24 protein-coding genes are annotated in these 17,582 nt (G+C 38.3%); all 24 read left to right on the top strand.

Annotation, left to right across the window (positions count from 1 at the left end; translation table 11 throughout):
• Positions 1–40: 40 nt before the first annotated feature.
• The 24 genes from fusA to rplF all read left to right on the top strand — a co-directional run bounded on the left by fusA (position 41) and on the right by rplF (position 17,580).
• The gene (gene fusA, locus BM260_RS13455) at positions 41–2,119 is read left to right on the top strand and encodes an elongation factor G (RefSeq protein ID WP_093537868.1); all 2,079 of its coding nucleotides are present in this window, start codon (positions 41–43) and stop codon (positions 2,117–2,119) included.
• Positions 2,120–2,235: 116 nt separating this feature from the next.
• Complete coding sequence (gene tuf / locus BM260_RS13450; RefSeq protein WP_093537867.1) at positions 2,236–3,423, top strand: elongation factor Tu; 1,188 nt, start codon at positions 2,236–2,238, stop codon at positions 3,421–3,423.
• A 91-nt stretch (positions 3,424–3,514) separates the two neighbouring features.
• A complete protein-coding gene (locus BM260_RS13445; protein ID WP_093537866.1) occupies positions 3,515–4,204 on the top strand; it encodes a response regulator transcription factor in 690 nt (229 codons plus the stop codon).
• A complete protein-coding gene (locus BM260_RS13440; RefSeq protein ID WP_245762732.1) occupies positions 4,201–5,232 on the top strand; it encodes a sensor histidine kinase in 1,032 nt (343 codons plus the stop codon). The genes BM260_RS13445 and BM260_RS13440 overlap by 4 nt, the downstream gene beginning before the upstream one ends.
• A gap of 98 nt (positions 5,233–5,330) precedes the next feature.
• Positions 5,331–6,092: an ABC transporter ATP-binding protein gene (locus tag BM260_RS13435; protein ID WP_093537865.1), complete on the top strand. Its 762-nt coding sequence runs from the start codon at positions 5,331–5,333 to the stop codon at positions 6,090–6,092.
• A 19-nt stretch (positions 6,093–6,111) separates the two neighbouring features.
• Positions 6,112–8,061 (top strand): FtsX-like permease family protein, encoded by a 1,950-nt coding sequence (locus tag BM260_RS13430; protein WP_175496302.1) that lies wholly within the window; start codon positions 6,112–6,114, stop codon positions 8,059–8,061.
• A 239-nt stretch (positions 8,062–8,300) separates the two neighbouring features.
• Positions 8,301–9,617 carry a Na+/H+ antiporter family protein gene (locus tag BM260_RS13425; RefSeq protein WP_093537863.1) on the top strand — a complete coding sequence of 439 codons (1,317 nt, stop codon included), beginning with the start codon at positions 8,301–8,303 and terminating at the stop codon, positions 9,615–9,617.
• 377 nt (positions 9,618–9,994) lie between these two features.
• Positions 9,995–10,303, top strand: a complete 309-nt coding sequence (gene rpsJ / locus BM260_RS13420) for a 30S ribosomal protein S10 (RefSeq protein ID WP_042478628.1) — start codon at positions 9,995–9,997, stop codon at positions 10,301–10,303.
• 44 nt (positions 10,304–10,347) lie between these two features.
• Positions 10,348–10,977, top strand: coding sequence for a 50S ribosomal protein L3 (gene rplC, locus BM260_RS13415; protein WP_093537862.1), 630 nt, complete (start codon positions 10,348–10,350; stop codon positions 10,975–10,977).
• A 26-nt stretch (positions 10,978–11,003) separates the two neighbouring features.
• Positions 11,004–11,627 (top strand): 50S ribosomal protein L4, encoded by a 624-nt coding sequence (gene rplD, locus BM260_RS13410; protein ID WP_093537861.1) that lies wholly within the window; start codon positions 11,004–11,006, stop codon positions 11,625–11,627.
• A complete protein-coding gene (gene rplW, locus BM260_RS13405) occupies positions 11,627–11,911 on the top strand; it encodes a 50S ribosomal protein L23 (protein ID WP_093537860.1) in 285 nt (94 codons plus the stop codon). The genes rplD and rplW overlap by 1 nt, the downstream gene beginning before the upstream one ends.
• A 42-nt stretch (positions 11,912–11,953) precedes the next feature.
• Positions 11,954–12,784 (top strand): 50S ribosomal protein L2, encoded by an 831-nt coding sequence (gene rplB / locus BM260_RS13400; protein WP_093537859.1) that lies wholly within the window; start codon positions 11,954–11,956, stop codon positions 12,782–12,784.
• Positions 12,785–12,844: 60 nt separating this feature from the next.
• Positions 12,845–13,123, top strand: coding sequence for a 30S ribosomal protein S19 (gene rpsS, locus BM260_RS13395; RefSeq protein ID WP_093537858.1), 279 nt, complete (start codon positions 12,845–12,847; stop codon positions 13,121–13,123).
• A gap of 20 nt (positions 13,124–13,143) precedes the next feature.
• Positions 13,144–13,488, top strand: a complete 345-nt coding sequence (gene rplV / locus BM260_RS13390; RefSeq protein ID WP_093537857.1) for a 50S ribosomal protein L22 — start codon at positions 13,144–13,146, stop codon at positions 13,486–13,488.
• Positions 13,489–13,491: 3 nt separating this feature from the next.
• Positions 13,492–14,148, top strand: a complete 657-nt coding sequence (gene rpsC, locus BM260_RS13385) for a 30S ribosomal protein S3 (protein ID WP_093537856.1) — start codon at positions 13,492–13,494, stop codon at positions 14,146–14,148.
• Between the two features lies 1 nt (position 14,149).
• Positions 14,150–14,584, top strand: a complete 435-nt coding sequence (gene rplP, locus BM260_RS13380) for a 50S ribosomal protein L16 (protein ID WP_093537855.1) — start codon at positions 14,150–14,152, stop codon at positions 14,582–14,584.
• On the top strand, positions 14,574–14,774 hold the full coding sequence (gene rpmC / locus BM260_RS13375) for a 50S ribosomal protein L29 (RefSeq protein ID WP_093537854.1): 201 nt from the start codon (positions 14,574–14,576) through the stop codon (positions 14,772–14,774). Before rplP ends, rpmC begins: the two co-directional genes overlap by 11 nt.
• A gap of 18 nt (positions 14,775–14,792) precedes the next feature.
• Positions 14,793–15,056 (top strand): 30S ribosomal protein S17, encoded by a 264-nt coding sequence (gene rpsQ, locus BM260_RS13370; protein WP_090567844.1) that lies wholly within the window; start codon positions 14,793–14,795, stop codon positions 15,054–15,056.
• 43 nt (positions 15,057–15,099) lie between these two features.
• Positions 15,100–15,468, top strand: coding sequence for a 50S ribosomal protein L14 (rplN, locus tag BM260_RS13365; protein WP_053591327.1), 369 nt, complete (start codon positions 15,100–15,102; stop codon positions 15,466–15,468).
• A gap of 37 nt (positions 15,469–15,505) precedes the next feature.
• Positions 15,506–15,814, top strand: a complete 309-nt coding sequence (gene rplX, locus BM260_RS13360; protein WP_090567845.1) for a 50S ribosomal protein L24 — start codon at positions 15,506–15,508, stop codon at positions 15,812–15,814.
• 23 nt (positions 15,815–15,837) lie between these two features.
• Positions 15,838–16,377, top strand: a complete 540-nt coding sequence (rplE, locus tag BM260_RS13355) for a 50S ribosomal protein L5 (RefSeq protein ID WP_093537853.1) — start codon at positions 15,838–15,840, stop codon at positions 16,375–16,377.
• 18 nt (positions 16,378–16,395) lie between these two features.
• Positions 16,396–16,581 carry a type Z 30S ribosomal protein S14 gene (locus tag BM260_RS13350; RefSeq protein ID WP_093537852.1) on the top strand — a complete coding sequence of 62 codons (186 nt, stop codon included), beginning with the start codon at positions 16,396–16,398 and terminating at the stop codon, positions 16,579–16,581.
• Between the two features lie 30 nt (positions 16,582–16,611).
• Positions 16,612–17,010 carry a 30S ribosomal protein S8 gene (gene rpsH, locus BM260_RS13345; RefSeq protein ID WP_090567854.1) on the top strand — a complete coding sequence of 133 codons (399 nt, stop codon included), beginning with the start codon at positions 16,612–16,614 and terminating at the stop codon, positions 17,008–17,010.
• Between the two features lie 30 nt (positions 17,011–17,040).
• Positions 17,041–17,580, top strand: coding sequence for a 50S ribosomal protein L6 (rplF, locus tag BM260_RS13340; RefSeq protein WP_093537851.1), 540 nt, complete (start codon positions 17,041–17,043; stop codon positions 17,578–17,580).
• Positions 17,581–17,582 lie beyond the last annotated feature (2 nt).

The raw sequence follows: 17,582 nt of genomic DNA, 5'->3' as shown, positions 1-17,582 counted from the left end.
AAACTATACTCTAATCCGACTATGGAAGGAGAAATACAATATGGCTAGAGAGTTCTCCTTAGAAAAAACACGTAATATCGGTATCATGGCTCACATCGATGCTGGTAAAACTACTACTACGGAGCGTATTCTATACTACACTGGTAAAATCCACAAAATCGGGGAAACTCATGAAGGTGCATCACAGATGGACTGGATGGAGCAAGAACAAGAACGTGGAATTACGATTACTTCTGCTGCAACAACAGCTGCTTGGGATAATCACCGTGTAAATATCATCGATACACCTGGACACGTAGACTTCACTGTTGAAGTTGAACGTTCACTTCGTGTACTTGATGGTGCGGTTACAGTACTAGATGCTCAATCTGGTGTTGAACCACAAACTGAAACAGTATGGCGTCAAGCTACAACTTATGGCGTACCACGTATTGTTTTCATTAACAAAATGGATAAAATGGGTGCGGACTTCCTTTATTCTGTAGGAACGCTTCATGATCGTTTACAAGCTAACGCTCATCCAATTCAATTACCTATCGGTGCAGAAGATGAATTCAACGGAATTATTGACTTAATTACGATGACAGCAACTATGTATCCTAATGACTTAGGAACTGATATGGAAGAAATAGAAATTCCAGAAGAGTACAAAGCTCAAGCACAAGAATACCGTGAAAAACTAGTTGAAGCGGTTTCTGAACTTGACGAAGACTTAATGGATAAATATTTAAATGGTGAAGAAATCACGAACGAAGAATTAGTTAACGGTATTCGTAAAGGTACCCTAAACGTAGAGTTCTATCCAGTAGTGTGTGGTACTGCATTCAAAAACAAAGGTGTTCGTAAAGTTCTAGACGCAGTTGTTGCATACCTTCCATCACCACTTGATATTGCTGCTATGGTTGGTACTGACCCAGATAGCGAAGATGAAATTTTACGTCATTCGGATGACTCAGAACCTTTCTCTGCATTAGCATTTAAAGTTATGACGGATCCTTATGTTGGTAAACTAACATTCTTCCGTGTATATTCTGGTACGTTACAAGCCGGATCATATGTTCAAAACTCAACAAAAGGTAAGCGTGAGCGTGTAGGACGTATTCTACAAATGCATGCGAACTCTCGTTCAGAGATTTCAGAAGTACATGCTGGAGATATCGCAGCAGCAGTAGGTCTAAAAGATACTACTACTGGTGATACACTTTGTGATGAAAAAGCTTTAGTAATTCTAGAGTCTATGGTATTCCCAGAGCCAGTTATTTCGTTATCAGTTGAGCCAAAATCTAAAGCTGACCAAGATAAAATGGGTGCTGCTCTTGTTAAATTAGCAGAAGAAGATCCTACATTCCGCGTTCATACAGACCAAGAAACTGGTCAAGTTATTATCGCTGGTATGGGTGAACTTCACCTTGATATCTTAGTTGACCGTATGCGTCGCGAATTTAAAGTAGAAGCTAACGTAGGTGCTCCTCAAGTATCTTACCGTGAAACTTTCCGCTCTTCAGCTAAAGTTGAAGGTAAATTCGTACGTCAATCAGGTGGACGTGGTCAATTCGGACACGTTTGGATCGAATTCTCTCCAAACGAAGAAGGAAAAGGCTTTGAGTTTGAAAATGCTGTTGTCGGTGGGGTAGTTCCACGTGAATACATTCCAGCTGTTGAGGCAGGTCTTCGTGACTCACTTAACAATGGTGTACTTGCTGGATATCCATTAATCGATATTAAAGCAAAATTATACGACGGATCATATCATGACGTTGACTCCAATGAGATGGCCTTCAAAGTTGCTGCTTCTATGGCATTGAAAAATGCTGTATCTAAAGTAAACCCAGTAATTCTTGAGCCTATCATGAAAGTTGAAGTTGTTATTCCTGAAGAATATTTAGGAGACATCATGGGTGATATCACTTCTCGTCGTGGACGCGTTGAAGGTATGGACGCTCGCGGAAATGCACAAGTAGTGCGTTCAATGGTTCCGCTTGCTGAAATGTTCGGATATGCAACGTCTTTACGTTCTAATACGCAAGGACGCGGAGTCTTCTCAATGACATTCGATCACTATGAAGATGTTCCGAAATCAATTTCTGAAGAAATTATCAAAAAAAATAAAGGTGAATAATTGAATTATCACCAAATTTAAAGTATAACTAATTTGTAGTCTATGAAAGTTAAGGGGCGTTTAGTCCCTTACTTTTATAATAAAAAATCATACAATTACTGAGGAGGACTTCTCTAATGGCTAAAGAAAAATTTGACCGCTCCAAAACACATGCTAACGTTGGTACTATCGGACACGTTGACCATGGTAAAACAACTCTAACTGCTGCTATCGCAACAGTTCTTTCTAAAAAAATGGGTGGAACAGCTAAGTCTTACGCTGATATCGATAATGCACCTGAAGAAAAAGAACGCGGTATCACTATCAATACTTCACATGTTGAATATGAAACTGAAACTCGTCACTACGCACACGTTGACTGCCCAGGACATGCTGACTATGTTAAAAACATGATCACAGGTGCAGCACAAATGGATGGTGGGATCTTAGTAGTATCTGCTGCTGATGGCCCAATGCCACAAACTCGTGAGCACATTCTTTTATCTAAACAAGTAGGTGTTCCATACCTAGTTGTATTCATGAACAAATGTGATATGGTAGACGACGAAGAATTACTAGAATTAGTTGAAATGGAAGTTCGTGATCTTCTTTCTGAATACGATTTCCCAGGCGACGACATTCCAGTAATCAAAGGTTCTGCTCTTAAAGCTCTTGAAGGCGAAGCAGAATGGGAAGAAAAAATCGTTGAATTAATGGATGCTGTAGATAGCTATATCCCAACACCAGAACGTCAAACTGACAAACCATTCATGATGCCAGTTGAGGATGTATTCTCAATTACTGGTCGTGGTACAGTTGCAACAGGACGTGTTGAACGTGGACAAGTTAAAATCGGTGACGTTGTAGACATTATCGGTATTACAGAAGAAGCTAAATCAACTACTGTAACTGGTGTTGAAATGTTCCGTAAACTTCTTGACTATGCAGAAGCTGGAGACAACATCGGAGCTCTTCTTCGTGGGGTAGCTCGTGAAGATATCCAACGTGGTCAAGTTTTAGCTAAACCAGGTACAATTACTCCACACACAGACTTCAAAGCTGAAGTTTATGTTCTTTCTAAAGAAGAGGGTGGACGTCATACTCCATTCTTCTCAAACTACCGTCCTCAGTTCTACTTCCGTACAACTGATGTAACTGGTGTTTGTAACTTACCAGAAGGCGTAGAAATGGTTATGCCTGGAGACAACATCGAAATGACAGTATCTCTAATTTCACCAATCGCTATCGAAGAAGGTACTAAATTCTCTATCCGTGAGGGTGGACGTACTGTAGGCGCTGGTGTAGTTGCTACTATTACTAAGTAATCTATAATTCTTATATAAAAACCATCTCGTGACGACGAGATGGTTTTTTTTATGCCTAAAATTGTGTACACTGAGTAAAGGGGTGTATAAAATGCAAAAAATTTTGTTAATAGAAGATGATATTTCTATATTCAATTTGATAAAAGATCATTTTCTTCATTGGTCATTTGAAGTAATTGGCCCAATTAATTTCCAGCAAATACTTCCTACTTTTTTAGAAGAGAAACCACAGTTGGTTATTATAGATATTCAACTTCCAGCATATGATGGTTTTCATTGGTGCCGAGAAATTCGTCGACACTCGAAAGTTCCTATTATTTTTCTTTCATCTAGAGATCATCCAATGGACATGATTATGGCAATGCAAATGGGTGCAGATGATTTTGTACAAAAACCTTTTAATATGGAAGTGTTATTGGCTAAAATCCAAGCAATACTTCGAAGAACTTATGATTATGGGGATGAGCAATTAGATATTGTCCATTGGAATAATGCTATCATTGATTATTCTAGAAGCGCTATTTCCAGAGAAGATCAAGAGGTTGAACTTACTAAAAATGAGTTGTTTATCCTAAGAGTGTTAGTTCAGTCTTTAGATAAAATTGTTTCAAGAGATGAGCTTATGAGAAGATTATGGGATGACGAAAAGTTTGTGAATGACAATACACTTTCTGTAAACGTTAATAGATTGCGCTTAAAACTAGAGCAAATTGGGTTGGAAGAAGTCATCGTGACCAAAAAGGGATTAGGTTATATAGCAATAACAAAGGAGGGGCTATGAGGCTGTTTCTATTATATATAAAAGAACGATCAGCTTGGATTTTATTTTTTAGTTTTCTACAGCTATGGTTAAATATTCTCCTTACATTAGACGTGAACTTTACTAATACTTCTATTCTATATATGAATAGTACTAATCTACTTTTATTTTTAGTATTCTTTTTATGGAGGTATTTTAGGGAAACAAAGTTTATTAAAAATGTATTAAAGGTCAATCGTGGTGATTCGACGTTCGATCAGCTTATAGCTAGACTACCTGACGGACAATCCCTTTTTGATAAGATGATGATGGATGAGATACAAGAAATTATTCAATCAGGAAAACATGAGCTCAATGGTTCCCATATACTTTTTCTAGAAGAAAAGGACCAGACCCTTTCTTGGATACATGAGATGAAAACACCGCTTACGAGTATGAAGCTAATGATAGATAATGTAGAAGATTCGATCCTTAAGAAACAACTAGAAGTAGAATGGCTTAGAATGCATATGCTATTAGACCAACAACTTCATAAAACACGACTACCATTTATTGAGAAAGATAACGTTATAGAAAAAGTAAATCTGCAAAAAGTTATATTCCGGGAAATTAAAGAATTGAAGCCGTGGTGTATGCAACGGAATATTGGATTTGAAACAGAAGGGTTAGATAAAACAACACTTACTGATCACAAGTGGCTAGCATTTATTGTAAGGCAGATCGTATCAAATGCTGTGAAATATAGCAAAGAGCACAAAGAAATTCATATAAGTACAACAATAGACAATTTGGGTCATCTAGTCCTTTCTATAAAAGACGAAGGGGTAGGAATATCGCAAGCGGACTTGCCTAGAATTTTTGAAAAGTCCTTTACCGGTAGGGTTGGAAGAGAAAGTGCTGCCTCAACTGGAATGGGGCTATACTTAGCTAAGAATTCTGCGGAAAAACTTGGGATTAATATAAACGTTACTTCGGAGATAGGTGTTGGTTCTACCTTTTCCTTACAATTCCCCATACAAAATGAGATGCAAGAAATACTAGGTAGGTGACGAAAATGTCATCTACTTTCTTTGTTTGTCACCTAAAACGAACGATTAATCTTGAAATAATGGGTAAAATGAAGTTAATAAAAGGTAGGAGGTAGACCATGGTTATTTTACGAGGTCGAAAGATTAAAAAAGTATTTGGTAAAAAATCCAATACTCAGGAAGTGTTAAAGGATATTGACATAGAAGTACGAGAAGGGGAATTTGTTGGGATTATGGGACCTTCGGGCTCAGGGAAAACAACCCTATTAAATGTCTTAGCTTCAATTGATAAAGTTACATCTGGAATAATTGAGATTAACAATAATAATCTTCAAAAAATGAAAGAACAGAAGCTTTCCAAATTTAGAAGAGAACAGCTTGGTTTTATCTTTCAGGATTATAATTTGTTGGATACGCTAACAGTTAAAGAAAATATTTATCTTCCATTATCTGTAGGAAAAACCTCTAAGAGCGAGGGGGAGGACAAGATAAGGGAGATTACAGCTCTTTTAGGAATTGAAGATATATTAAACAAATACCCTAATGAGATATCTGGTGGACAAAAGCAAAGAACATCTGCGGCAAGGGCACTAGTCGGTAATCCTTCTATTGTATTTGCAGATGAGCCAACTGGAGCTCTAGATTCCAAATCTGCTACTGCATTGTTAAGTAATTTGGAAAAAATAAACAAAGAAAAGAAAGTCACGATTATGATGGTAACACACGACTCTGTAGCGGCAAGCTTTTGCTCACGTGTTCTATTTTTAAAGGACGGACAGATATATTCTGAGTTGTATAAGGGTGACAAGGATCGCAAACAATTTTTCCAAGAGATCATGAATACCCAAGGTGTATTGAGTGGTGATGGCTATGACGCTTAATCAATTGGTTTTAAGAAGTATGAGGAAAAATATAAAGAGTTATTATCTCTATGTTTTTGCTTTAGTATTCAGTGTTTCATTATATTATTCTTTTGTCACTTTACAGTACAATCCAGCAATCGTTAATGAAATCGGTACTGGTAGATCTTCAGCTGCATTAAAAGCAGCTTCCTATTTATTATTATTTATCGTAACTTTCTTTGTACTCTATGCTAATAAGCTCTTCATGAATAGACGGAGCAAGGAAATTGGTTTATACCAGCTAGTCGGCATGTCCAAAAGCTTAGTGGCTAGACTAATAGCAATTGAGAATATTATTCTTTGGTTCAGTGCTATTGTCATTGGTGTATTAGTAGGTTTACTTACCTCAAGAATATTTGTAATGATACTCTTAAAAATAGTAGAAAAGGATGTATTTGTAGAGCTCTCATTTTCTATGGAAGCGTTAATGGTTACTGTAGTTGTTTTCTCGGTACTTTTATTGATAGTAATTTTGCAAACCGCAATAAGAATTAAAAGAGTAACTCTACTAGCTCTAATTACAACAACCGCAGTCGCAGATGAAAGGGTCAAAAAGTTTAATGCCTTTCAGATGTTTTTAGGATTTGTAGGGTTGATTTCTATAGGGTATGGCTACTATTTATCGACGACACTATTAGACTTGGATAACTTACCTTCTGCCAATATACTGTTATTCAAAATGGTTTCTATACTTGCTTTAACGGTTGGTGGAACCTATTTTGTATTTCGATTTTCGGTAGCGTTAATCCTAAACCTTATAAGAAAAAGTAAAAAAGGTTTGCTATCTATTCAAGATGTATTATCGTTATCAACGATCATGCATCGAATGAAAGCCAATGCGATGTCTCTGACTACTATTACAGTATTGTCCGCGACTACGCTAGCAATATTAACATTAACCTACATCTCCTACTATTCAACGGACTCAGTAGCGAATCAAGCAGTACCTTATGATTTTATAATGTATGAGGATACTGGTTTTGAAATGGTTGGAGAATTTGATAAAGAAGGAATTCAATATACTAGGTATGATATTGACATACTAGCGGTTCCATCAGATGTCCGTACTTTATTGATCAAGAAAGCTGCGTTAGATAAAACTTTATCCACCGAGTTAGGTGTACAAGTTGTTAGCCTAAAGGCAATTCAAAAAAAGCTTCCTAATCTTCAATTACAAGAAGAGGAAGGTTATATAATAGGTTACGATAGTTTGAGCGCAGAAAACATAAGAATAGAAGGACAAAAACCTATACAGTTTAATACTTCTACAGGTAAAGGTGAAATATTTATTAAGGAAGTTATAGAGGATAGACTAATACCTGATTATCACTATTTTGGTTTTTTTACAGTCGTAGTGTCAGACACCTATTTTCAGAAGCTACTTAATGACCCTCTTACTAAGAACCAAAAAATAGTTGGTATGGATTTGAAGGAAGAAAATCAATTAATAAAGGCGCAAGAAGTATTTGAAGCAAATAAAGTGTCAGTGGAAATGCCAATTCCAGGTAATGATCGAGCAACAAACACAGTCAGTGTACAATCACAGGAAGATTATCGCATAAATATGTTAGATTCACTTGGAATGACCATTTTTATAAGTGGATTTTTAGGCTTAGCGTTTTTAATAGCTACAGGTAGTATTCTGTACTTTAAACAAATGTCTGAGGCGGATGAAGAAAAAGGAACCTATAAAATTTTACGCAAAATGGGCTTTACTACTAATGAGATTATGAGAGGGATCCGACGTAAGCAGTTGTTTAACTTCGGTTTTCCATTAATAATAGGCTTAGCACATAGTTATTTTGCAGTAAAATCGGGTTGGATTTTATTTGGCACCGAGTTGGTTGCTCCCTTATTAATCACAATGGGTATATATATTGTTCTTTACTCCATCTTTGCGATTCTTTCAGCAGGTTATTATCGAAAGGTAGTAGAAGCAGCCTTATAATACAAAAGCTTGATTTCCATTTGGAGGTCAGGCTTTTGTTTTTGCATAGAGTTTTTCATAGATATTGAATGAGTAATATTTTATTAGTACAGGTTTGTGCTCAGGAGATAGAATTGTTCATTCCGACAAGGTTAGTTTTAAAAGTGATTTAGATTATTATATAATCTATTGACATTTTCATTAAAAAAATATAAACTTCTACCTATTAGTAATCTAGTGCGTGAAAGTGAGTGGTAAAATTGAATGCTGTCTTAATAGCGGTAATAGTCATGTTAGTATTGAGTTTACTTCGTATCAACGTAGTATTCTCCTTAATTATAGGGGCCCTTGTAGGAGGCCTTACAGCCGGTTTATCCGTTGCGGAAACCATTGATGCATTTACAGGTGGGTTAGGAGCTGGGGCGACCATAGCACTTAGCTATGCGTTACTAGGAGGCTTTGCCATCGCTATCTCCAAGACTGGTATACCTGAGTTATTAGTGTTAGCCATCTTGAAGTTAGTAAAGAGTAAAGGAGACTCCAATAAAGTAGGGCTAGTGAAAGCTTTAGTATTCTTGTTGTTACTTATGATGGCTGTATTCTCGCAGAACTTAATTCCGATTCATATTGCCTTCATCCCATTACTGGTACCACCCATCTTAAAAGTGTTAAATATGTTGCAAGTGGATCGAAGATTGATAGCTTGTATTTTAGCTTTCGGTTTAATTACCCCGTATATGTTTTTGCCATACGGGTTTGGTGCAATTTATCAAGACATCGTTGCTACACAGATGGGGTTATCAGGATTAGAAATAGCTTTAAGCGATATTCCTAAGGCGATGGCAGTTCCAGCTCTAGGAATGGTATTTGGACTTGTAATGGCATTTGTTTTGTTTCGGAAACCCAGAAGTTATAAGCAGCAAGAAGTAGAAGTGAATGATCTAAAAGTAGATGTAAAGAAAAGTAGTATAGTTTTTACTATTATTTCTTTGCTTGCGGCTTTGACAGTTCAAGTTGAAACCGATTCTATGATTGCCGGAGCGCTTGCTGGTATCGTTGTCCTTTATGTCAGTGGTGCATTAAAAAGGAAAGAAGCGGATGTACTTCTCACTGAAGGCATGCGTATGATGGCCTTTGTAGGATTCGTTATGATCACAGCAAATGGATTTGCAGCGGTTATTAATGCTACGGGGCATGTAGAAAGTCTTGTAGAAGCATCTTCGGGATTACTACAGGGTAATGTGAGTATAGCAGTGCTGATTATGTTAATAGTAGGCTTGGTTGTAACGATGGGGATCGGTTCATCATTTGCTACTATCCCTATAATAGCTGCCATCTTTGTACCGCTTGCAATGGAACTTGGATTAAGTCCATTAGCAACAATTGCATTAATAGGCACAGCAGGTGCTTTAGGTGATGCCGGGTCACCTGCTTCTGACTCAACGCTTGGCCCAACTGCAGGATTGAATGTAGATGGACAGCATAACCATATATGGGATACTTGTGTTCCCACGTTTGTTGCATATAATATTCCGCTCGTGCTTTTCGGATGGATTGCAGTTGTGTTTGTTCTATAGTAATAACTAGAAAGGGATATCTCTATAGAAGAGATACCCCTTTTTGTTATAGTAACTTTAAAGAGCTTGCAGAAGAGTATGCGTGTTGCGTATATATTATTATGGTTAACAGTTGCTATTTTCACTAGAATTTTATATACTAGAAAACGGCTTAGAAAAACATAAGTATTATAGAAAAGTAATGCGGTTATAACTTTAAAAATAATTTCGTAAAAAACACTTGCGAAATATTTTTTTAATGTGTATAATGTTGAATGTTGGTCTTTGACTGCGATGAAGCGAGAGGTTACCGACACACCCGGCCGCTTTGCCATGGCGAGTGTACGGAAAATTTTCGTGGAGAATGTCTAGAAAATAGGCGAAAAGGAGGGAAAGTAATGGCAAAACAAAAAATTCGTATCCGTTTAAAAGCGTATGATCATAGAATTCTGGATCAATCTGCTGAGAAAATTGTGGAAACTGCTAAACGTTCAGGTGCAAGTGTATCGGGTCCGATTCCACTTCCGACTGAAAGATCTGTTTATACGATTCTTCGTGCTGTTCATAAGTATAAAGATTCTCGTGAGCAATTCGAAATGCGTACGCATAAACGTCTTATCGATATCGTTAACCCAACACCACAAACTGTTGATGCGTTAATGAAGCTTGATTTACCATCTGGCGTTGATATTGAAATCAAACTTTAATGGTAAAAAATAAAAAACACAAATTATTATAGGAGGTGTGACGGATGACCAAAGGAATCTTAGGTAGAAAAATCGGTATGACGCAAGTATTTGCTGAGAACGGTGACTTAATCCCTGTAACTGTTATTGAAGCTACTCCAAACGTAGTACTTCAAAAGAAAACAGTTGAAACAGACGGTTACGAAGCTATTCAGTTAGGTTTTGAAGACAAGCGCGAAAAGCTTTCTAACAAACCTGCGAAAGGGCACGTAGCTAAAGCAAGCACTGCTCCTAAGCGCTTCATCCGCGAATTCAGCGGCTTGGATACAGCTAATTACGAAGTTGGTCAAGAAGTCAAGGTAGAAAGTTTTACAGAAGGCGATGTAATTGATGTAACAGGTACTACTAAAGGTAAAGGTTTCCAAGGTGTTATTAAACGCCACGGACAATCTCGTGGACCAATGGCCCATGGATCTCGTTACCACCGTCGTCCAGGTTCAATGGGGCCAGTTGCTCCGAACCGTGTATTCAAACAAAAGAAATTACCTGGTCAAATGGGTGGACATACAGTAACAATCCAAAACTTAGAAATCGTAAGAGTGGATGCTGAACGTAACCTATTATTAGTAAAAGGTAATGTTCCTGGTTCTCGTAAATCATTAGTAGTAGTTAAAGCTGCTATTAAATCGAAATAATTCTCTAAAGAAAGGAGGAAACAGGAATGGCAAAAGTATCATTATTCAATCAAGCAGGAACTTCAGTTGGCGAAATCGAATTGAACGATAAAATTTTCGGTATCGAACCAAATGAATCTGTCTTATTTGACGCTATCATTTCTCAACGCGCTTCACTTCGTCAAGGTAATCACAAAGTGAAAAACCGTTCTGAAGTTGCTGGTGGTGGACGTAAACCATGGAAACAAAAAGGAACTGGACGTGCTCGTCAAGGTTCTATCCGCTCTCCACAATGGCGTGGTGGTGGTGTTGTTTTCGGACCAACTCCACGTAGTTACAGCTTCAAATTACCTAGAAAAGTACGTCGTTTAGCACTTCTTTCAGCGCTTTCAACAAAAGCTCGTGAAGAAAGTATCGTAGTACTTGAAGGTTTAGCATTTGATGCACCAAAAACAAAAGACTTCGTGAAAGTGTTATCTAACCTTTCAATCGATAAAAAAGCGTTATTCGTAACTGCTGATTTAGATGAAACAGTAGCATTAGCTGCTCGTAACATCCCTGGAATCACAGTAGTGTCTGCAACAGGCATTAACGTTTTAGATTTAATCGGTCATAACAAAGTTGTAATGACTAAAGCAGCAGTAGAAAAAGTAGAGGAGGTGCTTGGATAATGGAAGCACGTGATATTATTAAACGTCCGGTCATTACCGAGCGTTCTTCTGAAGTAATGGCAGATAAAAAGTACACTTTCGAAGTGGACACTCGTGCCAATAAAACTCAAGTTAAATACGCAATTGAAGAAATTTTCGGAGTAGATGTTGAGAAAGTTAACATCATGAACTACAAAGGGAAATACAAACGCGTAGGTAAATTTGGTGGGTATACGAACAAGCGTCGTAAAGCTATTGTTACGTTAACTCTAGAAAGTAAAGAAATCGAGTTATTCGAAATCTAATCCTTATAAAAAGGAATTAATAATCAAGAAGGAGGGAATAACATGGCGATTAGAAAGTATAAACCAACGACAAACGGACGTCGTAACATGACTTCATTAGATTACGCTGAAATCACAACTGACAAGCCAGAGAAATCTCTACTTGCTCCTGTGAAACGTAAAGGCGGCCGTAACAATCAAGGTAAAATTACTGTTCGTCATCATGGTGGTGGACATAAGCGTCAATACCGTATCATTGATTTCAAACGAAATAAAGATGGTATACCAGGACGCGTTGCTACTATTGAATATGATCCAAACCGTACTGCGAATATCGCATTAATTAATTATGCGGATGGGGAAAAACGTTACATCCTAGCTCCTAAAGGCTTAGAAGTGGGAATGACAATCGTGTCAGGACCAGAAGCTGATATCAAAGCAGGAAACGCTCTTCCATTACAAAACATCCCAATGGGTACTACTATCCATAACATTGAAATGAAACCTGGTAAAGGTGGTCAGTTAGTTCGTTCTGCTGGTACATCTGCTCAATTACTTGGTAAAGAAGGTAAGTACGTAATCGTACGTTTACAATCTGGTGAAGTTCGTTTAATCCTAGGTGTTTGCCGTGCAACTATCGGTGAAGTAGGAAACGAACAACACGAACTTGTGAACATTGGTAAAGCTGGTCGTAATCGTTGGTTAGGTAAACGCCCAACTGTACGTGGATCAGTAATGAACCCGAACGATCACCCACATGGTGGTGGTGAAGGTAAAACTCCAATCGGTCGTAAGTCACCAATGTCTCCATGGGGTAAACCAACTCTTGGATACAAAACTCGTAACAAGAAAAACAAATCCGACAAACTTATCATTCGTCGTCGTAAAAAATAAAGTGGTCTTACTACGGTTCGCAGATAGAACCGTGGTGTCATCACGGAGGGAGGTTTCAGCATGGGTCGTAGCTTGAAAAAAGGACCTTTCGCAGACGATCATCTAATTAAGAAGGTCGATGCACAAAAGGACTCTGAGAAAAAACAAGTGATTAAGACTTGGTCTCGCCGTTCTACAATTTTCCCTACTTTTATCGGGTTAACAATCGCTGTATATGACGGACGCAAACATGTTCCTGTATACGTAACTGAAGATATGGTAGGTCATAAACTTGGCGAGTTTGCACCAACACGCGCTATAGGTAGTCATGGTTCTGATGATAAGAAAACAAGACGCTAATTTGAGAGGAGGTCATTAAAATGTCACAAGCAAAAGCTATTGCTAAAACAGTGCGCATTGCCCCTCGTAAAGTAAGATTAGTCGTTGATTTAATCAGAGGTAAGCAAATCGGTGAAGCAGTTGCAATTTTAAAACTTACTCCAAAAGCAGCATCGCCTGTAGTTGAAAAGGTATTAAAATCCGCAGTTGCCAACGCTGAGCACAATTATGATTTAGATGTAAATAACCTAGTTGTTTCTGAAGTCTTTGTTGATGAAGGTCCAACATTAAAACGTTTCCGCCCACGTGCTATGGGACGTGCAAGTGCTATTAACAAACGTACTAGCCACATCACAATCGTGGTATCAGAGAAGAAGGAGGGATAATTCGTGGGTCAAAAAGTACATCCTATAGGATTACGAGTAGGCATCATTCGTGACTGGGAGTCAAAATGGTACGCTGGTAAAGACTATGCAACTCTACTACACGAAGACTTGAAAATCCGTAAGTACATCGAAACTCGTTTGAAAGAAGCTTCTGTTTCTACTGTAGAAATCGAACGCGCTGCAAAACGTGTTAATGTTTCAATTCACACAGCTAAACCAGGTATGGTAATCGGTAAAGGTGGTACGGAAGTGGAAGCACTTCGCAAGCACTTGAACGATTTAACTGGTAAACGTGTACACATAAATATTGTTGAAATAAAACGAGCTGACTTAGATGCTAAATTAGTAGCAGAAAGTATTGCACGCCAACTAGAAGGGCGCGTATCTTTCCGTCGTGCTCAAAAACAAGCAATTCAACGCACAATGCGTTCTGGCGCTAAAGGTATTAAAACTCAAGTATCTGGACGCTTAGGCGGCGCTGACATTGCTCGTGCTGAACATTACAGCGAAGGAACTGTACCACTTCATACATTACGTGCTGACATTGATTATGCACATGCTGAAGCTGACACAACTTATGGTAAGCTTGGCGTTAAAGTATGGATCTATCGTGGTGAAGTCCTTCCAGTTAAGAAGAACTCTGAGGAAGGAGGCAAATAATATGTTAATGCCTAAACGCGTTAAATATCGTCGTGAACACCGTGGGAAAATGCGTGGTGAAGCAAAAGGCGGCAAAGAAATAGCATTCGGTGAGTTTGGTTTACAAGCAACTGAAGCAAGCTGGATCACAAGTCGTCAAATTGAAGCAGCCCGTATTGCAATGACACGTTACATGAAACGTGGCGGTAAAGTATGGATTAAAATATTCCCTCACAAACCTTATACGAAAAAGCCTCTTGAGGTACGTATGGGTTCAGGTAAAGGTGCTCCTGAAGGATGGGTAGCAGTTGTAAAACCTGGAAAAATTATGTTTGAAATAGCTGGCGTTTCTGAAGAAGTTGCTCGTGAAGCATTGAGATTAGCATCACATAAGCTTCCGATTAAATGTAAAATAATCAAACGTCAAGAAATTGGTGGTGAATCTAATGAAAGCTAATGACATCCGTGACCTTACTACTGCAGAAATAGAACAAAAGGTAAAATCACTGAAAGAAGAGCTTTTCAACCTACGCTTCCAATTGGCGACTGGTCAATTAGAAAACACAGCTCGCATTCGCGAAGTTCGTAAAGCGATCGCGCGTATGAAAACTGTGGTTCGTGAAAGAGAAATCAGTGCAAACAACTGATAAAGGAGGTTTTCTGGCATGACTGAGCGTAATCAACGCAAAGTATACACTGGCCGTGTGGTATCAGATAAAATGGATAAAACAATTTCTGTTTTAATTGAAACTCATAAAAAACACAAGTTATACGGTAAACGTGTTAAGTATTCTAAGAAATTTAAAGCTCATGATGAGCAGAACGAAGCCCAAATCGGAGATATCGTCCGTATCATGGAAACTCGTCCGCTATCAGCTACTAAACGTTTCCGCCTATTGGAAGTTGTAGAAAAAGCGGTTATTATCTAATAATAAGTTCGGAACTAATATATTCCGAAGGGAGGTTACCTAAGTGATCCAACAAGAAACTCGTATGAAAGTTGCTGACAACTCAGGTGCACGCGAAGTTTTAACTATTAAAGTACTTGGTGGTACTGGACGTAAGACTGCTAATATCGGCGATATCGTCGTATGTACAGTTAAGAAAGCAACACCAGGTGGCGTTGTCAAGAAGGGTGACGTCGTTAAAGCTGTAATCGTTCGCACTAAAAGCGGCGTACGCCGTAAAGACGGAACTTATATCAAATTTGATGAAAATGCTTGCGTTATTATCAAAGATGATAAAGGCCCGCGTGGAACTCGTATCTTCGGACCAGTTGCTCGTGAATTACGCGACAGCAACTTTATGAAAATCGTTTCATTAGCTCCAGAAGTTCTTTAATTTACATGAAAGTGCCAATCAAGGAGGTGCGACAAGAATGCATGTTAAAAAAGGCGACAAAGTAATGGTAATCTCAGGTAAAGACAAAGGTAAAACAGGTGTTGTTCTTACTGCTTTTCCTAAGAAAGACCGTGTGTTAGTTGAAGGTGTAAACATCATCAAAAAACATATGAAGCCAAACCAAGCTAATCCGCAAGGAGGAATTGTAAGCCACGAGGCTGCAATCCACGTATCGAATGTTATGTTAATTGACCCTAAAACCGGCGAGCCGACTCGCGTAGGTTCTAAAGTGGAAGATGGCAAAAAAGTTCGTGTTGCGAAAAAATCCGGTGAAATTATTAAATAAGTAAAGAGAAGGGAGGTACACACATGAACCGCCTAAAAGAAAAGTATCTTAAGGAAGTTTCTCCTGCTCTAATGAGCAAATTTGAATATAAATCAGTAATGCAAGTACCTAAAGTTGATAAAATTGTTATCAACATGGGTGTTGGTGATGCTGTTTCTAATACAAAAGCGCTTGACGCAGCTGTTGAGGAATTACAAATTATTTCAGGACAAAAACCTGTAGTTACGAAAGCTAAAAAATCGATCGCTACATTCCGTCTACGTGAAGGTATGCCAATCGGTACAAAAGTCACTCTACGTGGAGAACGTATGTATGACTTCTTGGATAAATTAATCGCTATTTCTCTTCCGCGTGTACGTGACTTCCGTGGTGTTTCTAAAAAAGCATTCGACGGTCGCGGTAACTACACTCTAGGAATCAAAGAGCAATTGATCTTCCCTGAAATCGATTATGATAAAGTTTCGAAAGTACGCGGTATGGACATCGTAATTGTAACAACTGCGAATTCTGACGAAGAAGCTCGCGAGTTATTAACACAATTCGGTATGCCATTCCAAAAGTAAAATAAGGGAGGCGAAAACGTGGCTAAAAAATCAATGATCGTTAAACAACAACGTACGCCAAAGTTCCAAGTGCAAGCATACACACGCTGTGAGCGTTGTGGACGTCCGCACTCTGTATATCGTAAATTCAAGCTTTGCCGTATTTGTTTCCGTGAACTTGCATACAAGGGACAAATTCCTGGCGTTAAAAAAGCAAGCTGGTAATCCCCTATAACTGGGAAGGAGGTAAATGTAATGACAATGTCAGATCCAATTGCAGATATGCTTACACGCATTCGTAATGCTAACATGGTTCGTCACGAGAAATTAGAAGTTCCTGCTTCAAACCTGAAAAAGGAAATCGCGGAGATTTTAAAACGCGAAGGTTTCATCCGTGATGTTGAATATGTAGAAGATAGCAAACAAGGTATCATCCGTATCTTCTTAAAATATGGTCAAAATGACGAGCGCGTTATTACTGGTTTGAAACGTATTTCAAAACCTGGTCTACGCGTTTACGCTAAAACAAACGAAGTACCTAAAGTATTGAACGGTTTAGGAATCGCTTTAGTTTCTACTTCAAATGGTTTATTAACAGATAAAGAAGCTCGCGCTAAACAAGTTGGCGGAGAAATCGTAGCTTACGTTTGGTAATAATCAACAAACGAATGGAGGTGCAACAAAATGTCTCGAGTAGGTAAAAAACCAATAGAGGTTCCTGCAGAAGTTACTGTAACAGTTAGCGCTGAAAACACAGTAGTTGTAAAAGGACCAAAAGGTGAATTAACAAAATCTTTTAACCAAGATATTAAAATTGAGCAAGAAGGTACTGTAATAACTTTAGTACGCCCTTCGGATTCAAAAGAGCACCGTACGATTCATGGTACAACTCGCGCTTTGCTAGCTAACATGATCACGGGTGTTTCTCAAGGATTTGAACGTGCACTTGAATTAGTTGGGGTAGGTTACCGTGCACAATTACAAGGAACTAAACTTGTACTTAATGTAGGGTACTCACATCCAGTTGAGTTCACTCCTGAAGACGGACTAGTAGTTGAAGTTCCTGCAAATACAAAAATTATCATTCGCGGTATTGATAAAGAACGTGTTGGTGCTTTAGCATCTAACATTCGTCAAGTTCGTCCACCAGAGCCGTATAAAGGTAAAGGTATTCGTTATGAAGGCGAAGTTGTACGCCGTAAAGAAGGTAAAACAGGTAAATAATG

Origin of the sequence: Psychrobacillus psychrotolerans (assembly GCF_900115805.1) — a bacterium.
GTDB lineage: Bacteria > Bacillota > Bacilli > Bacillales_A > Planococcaceae > Psychrobacillus > Psychrobacillus psychrotolerans.
Note: the sequence above shows the minus strand (reverse complement) of the source record. Positions and strands in the feature narration are given on the sequence as shown.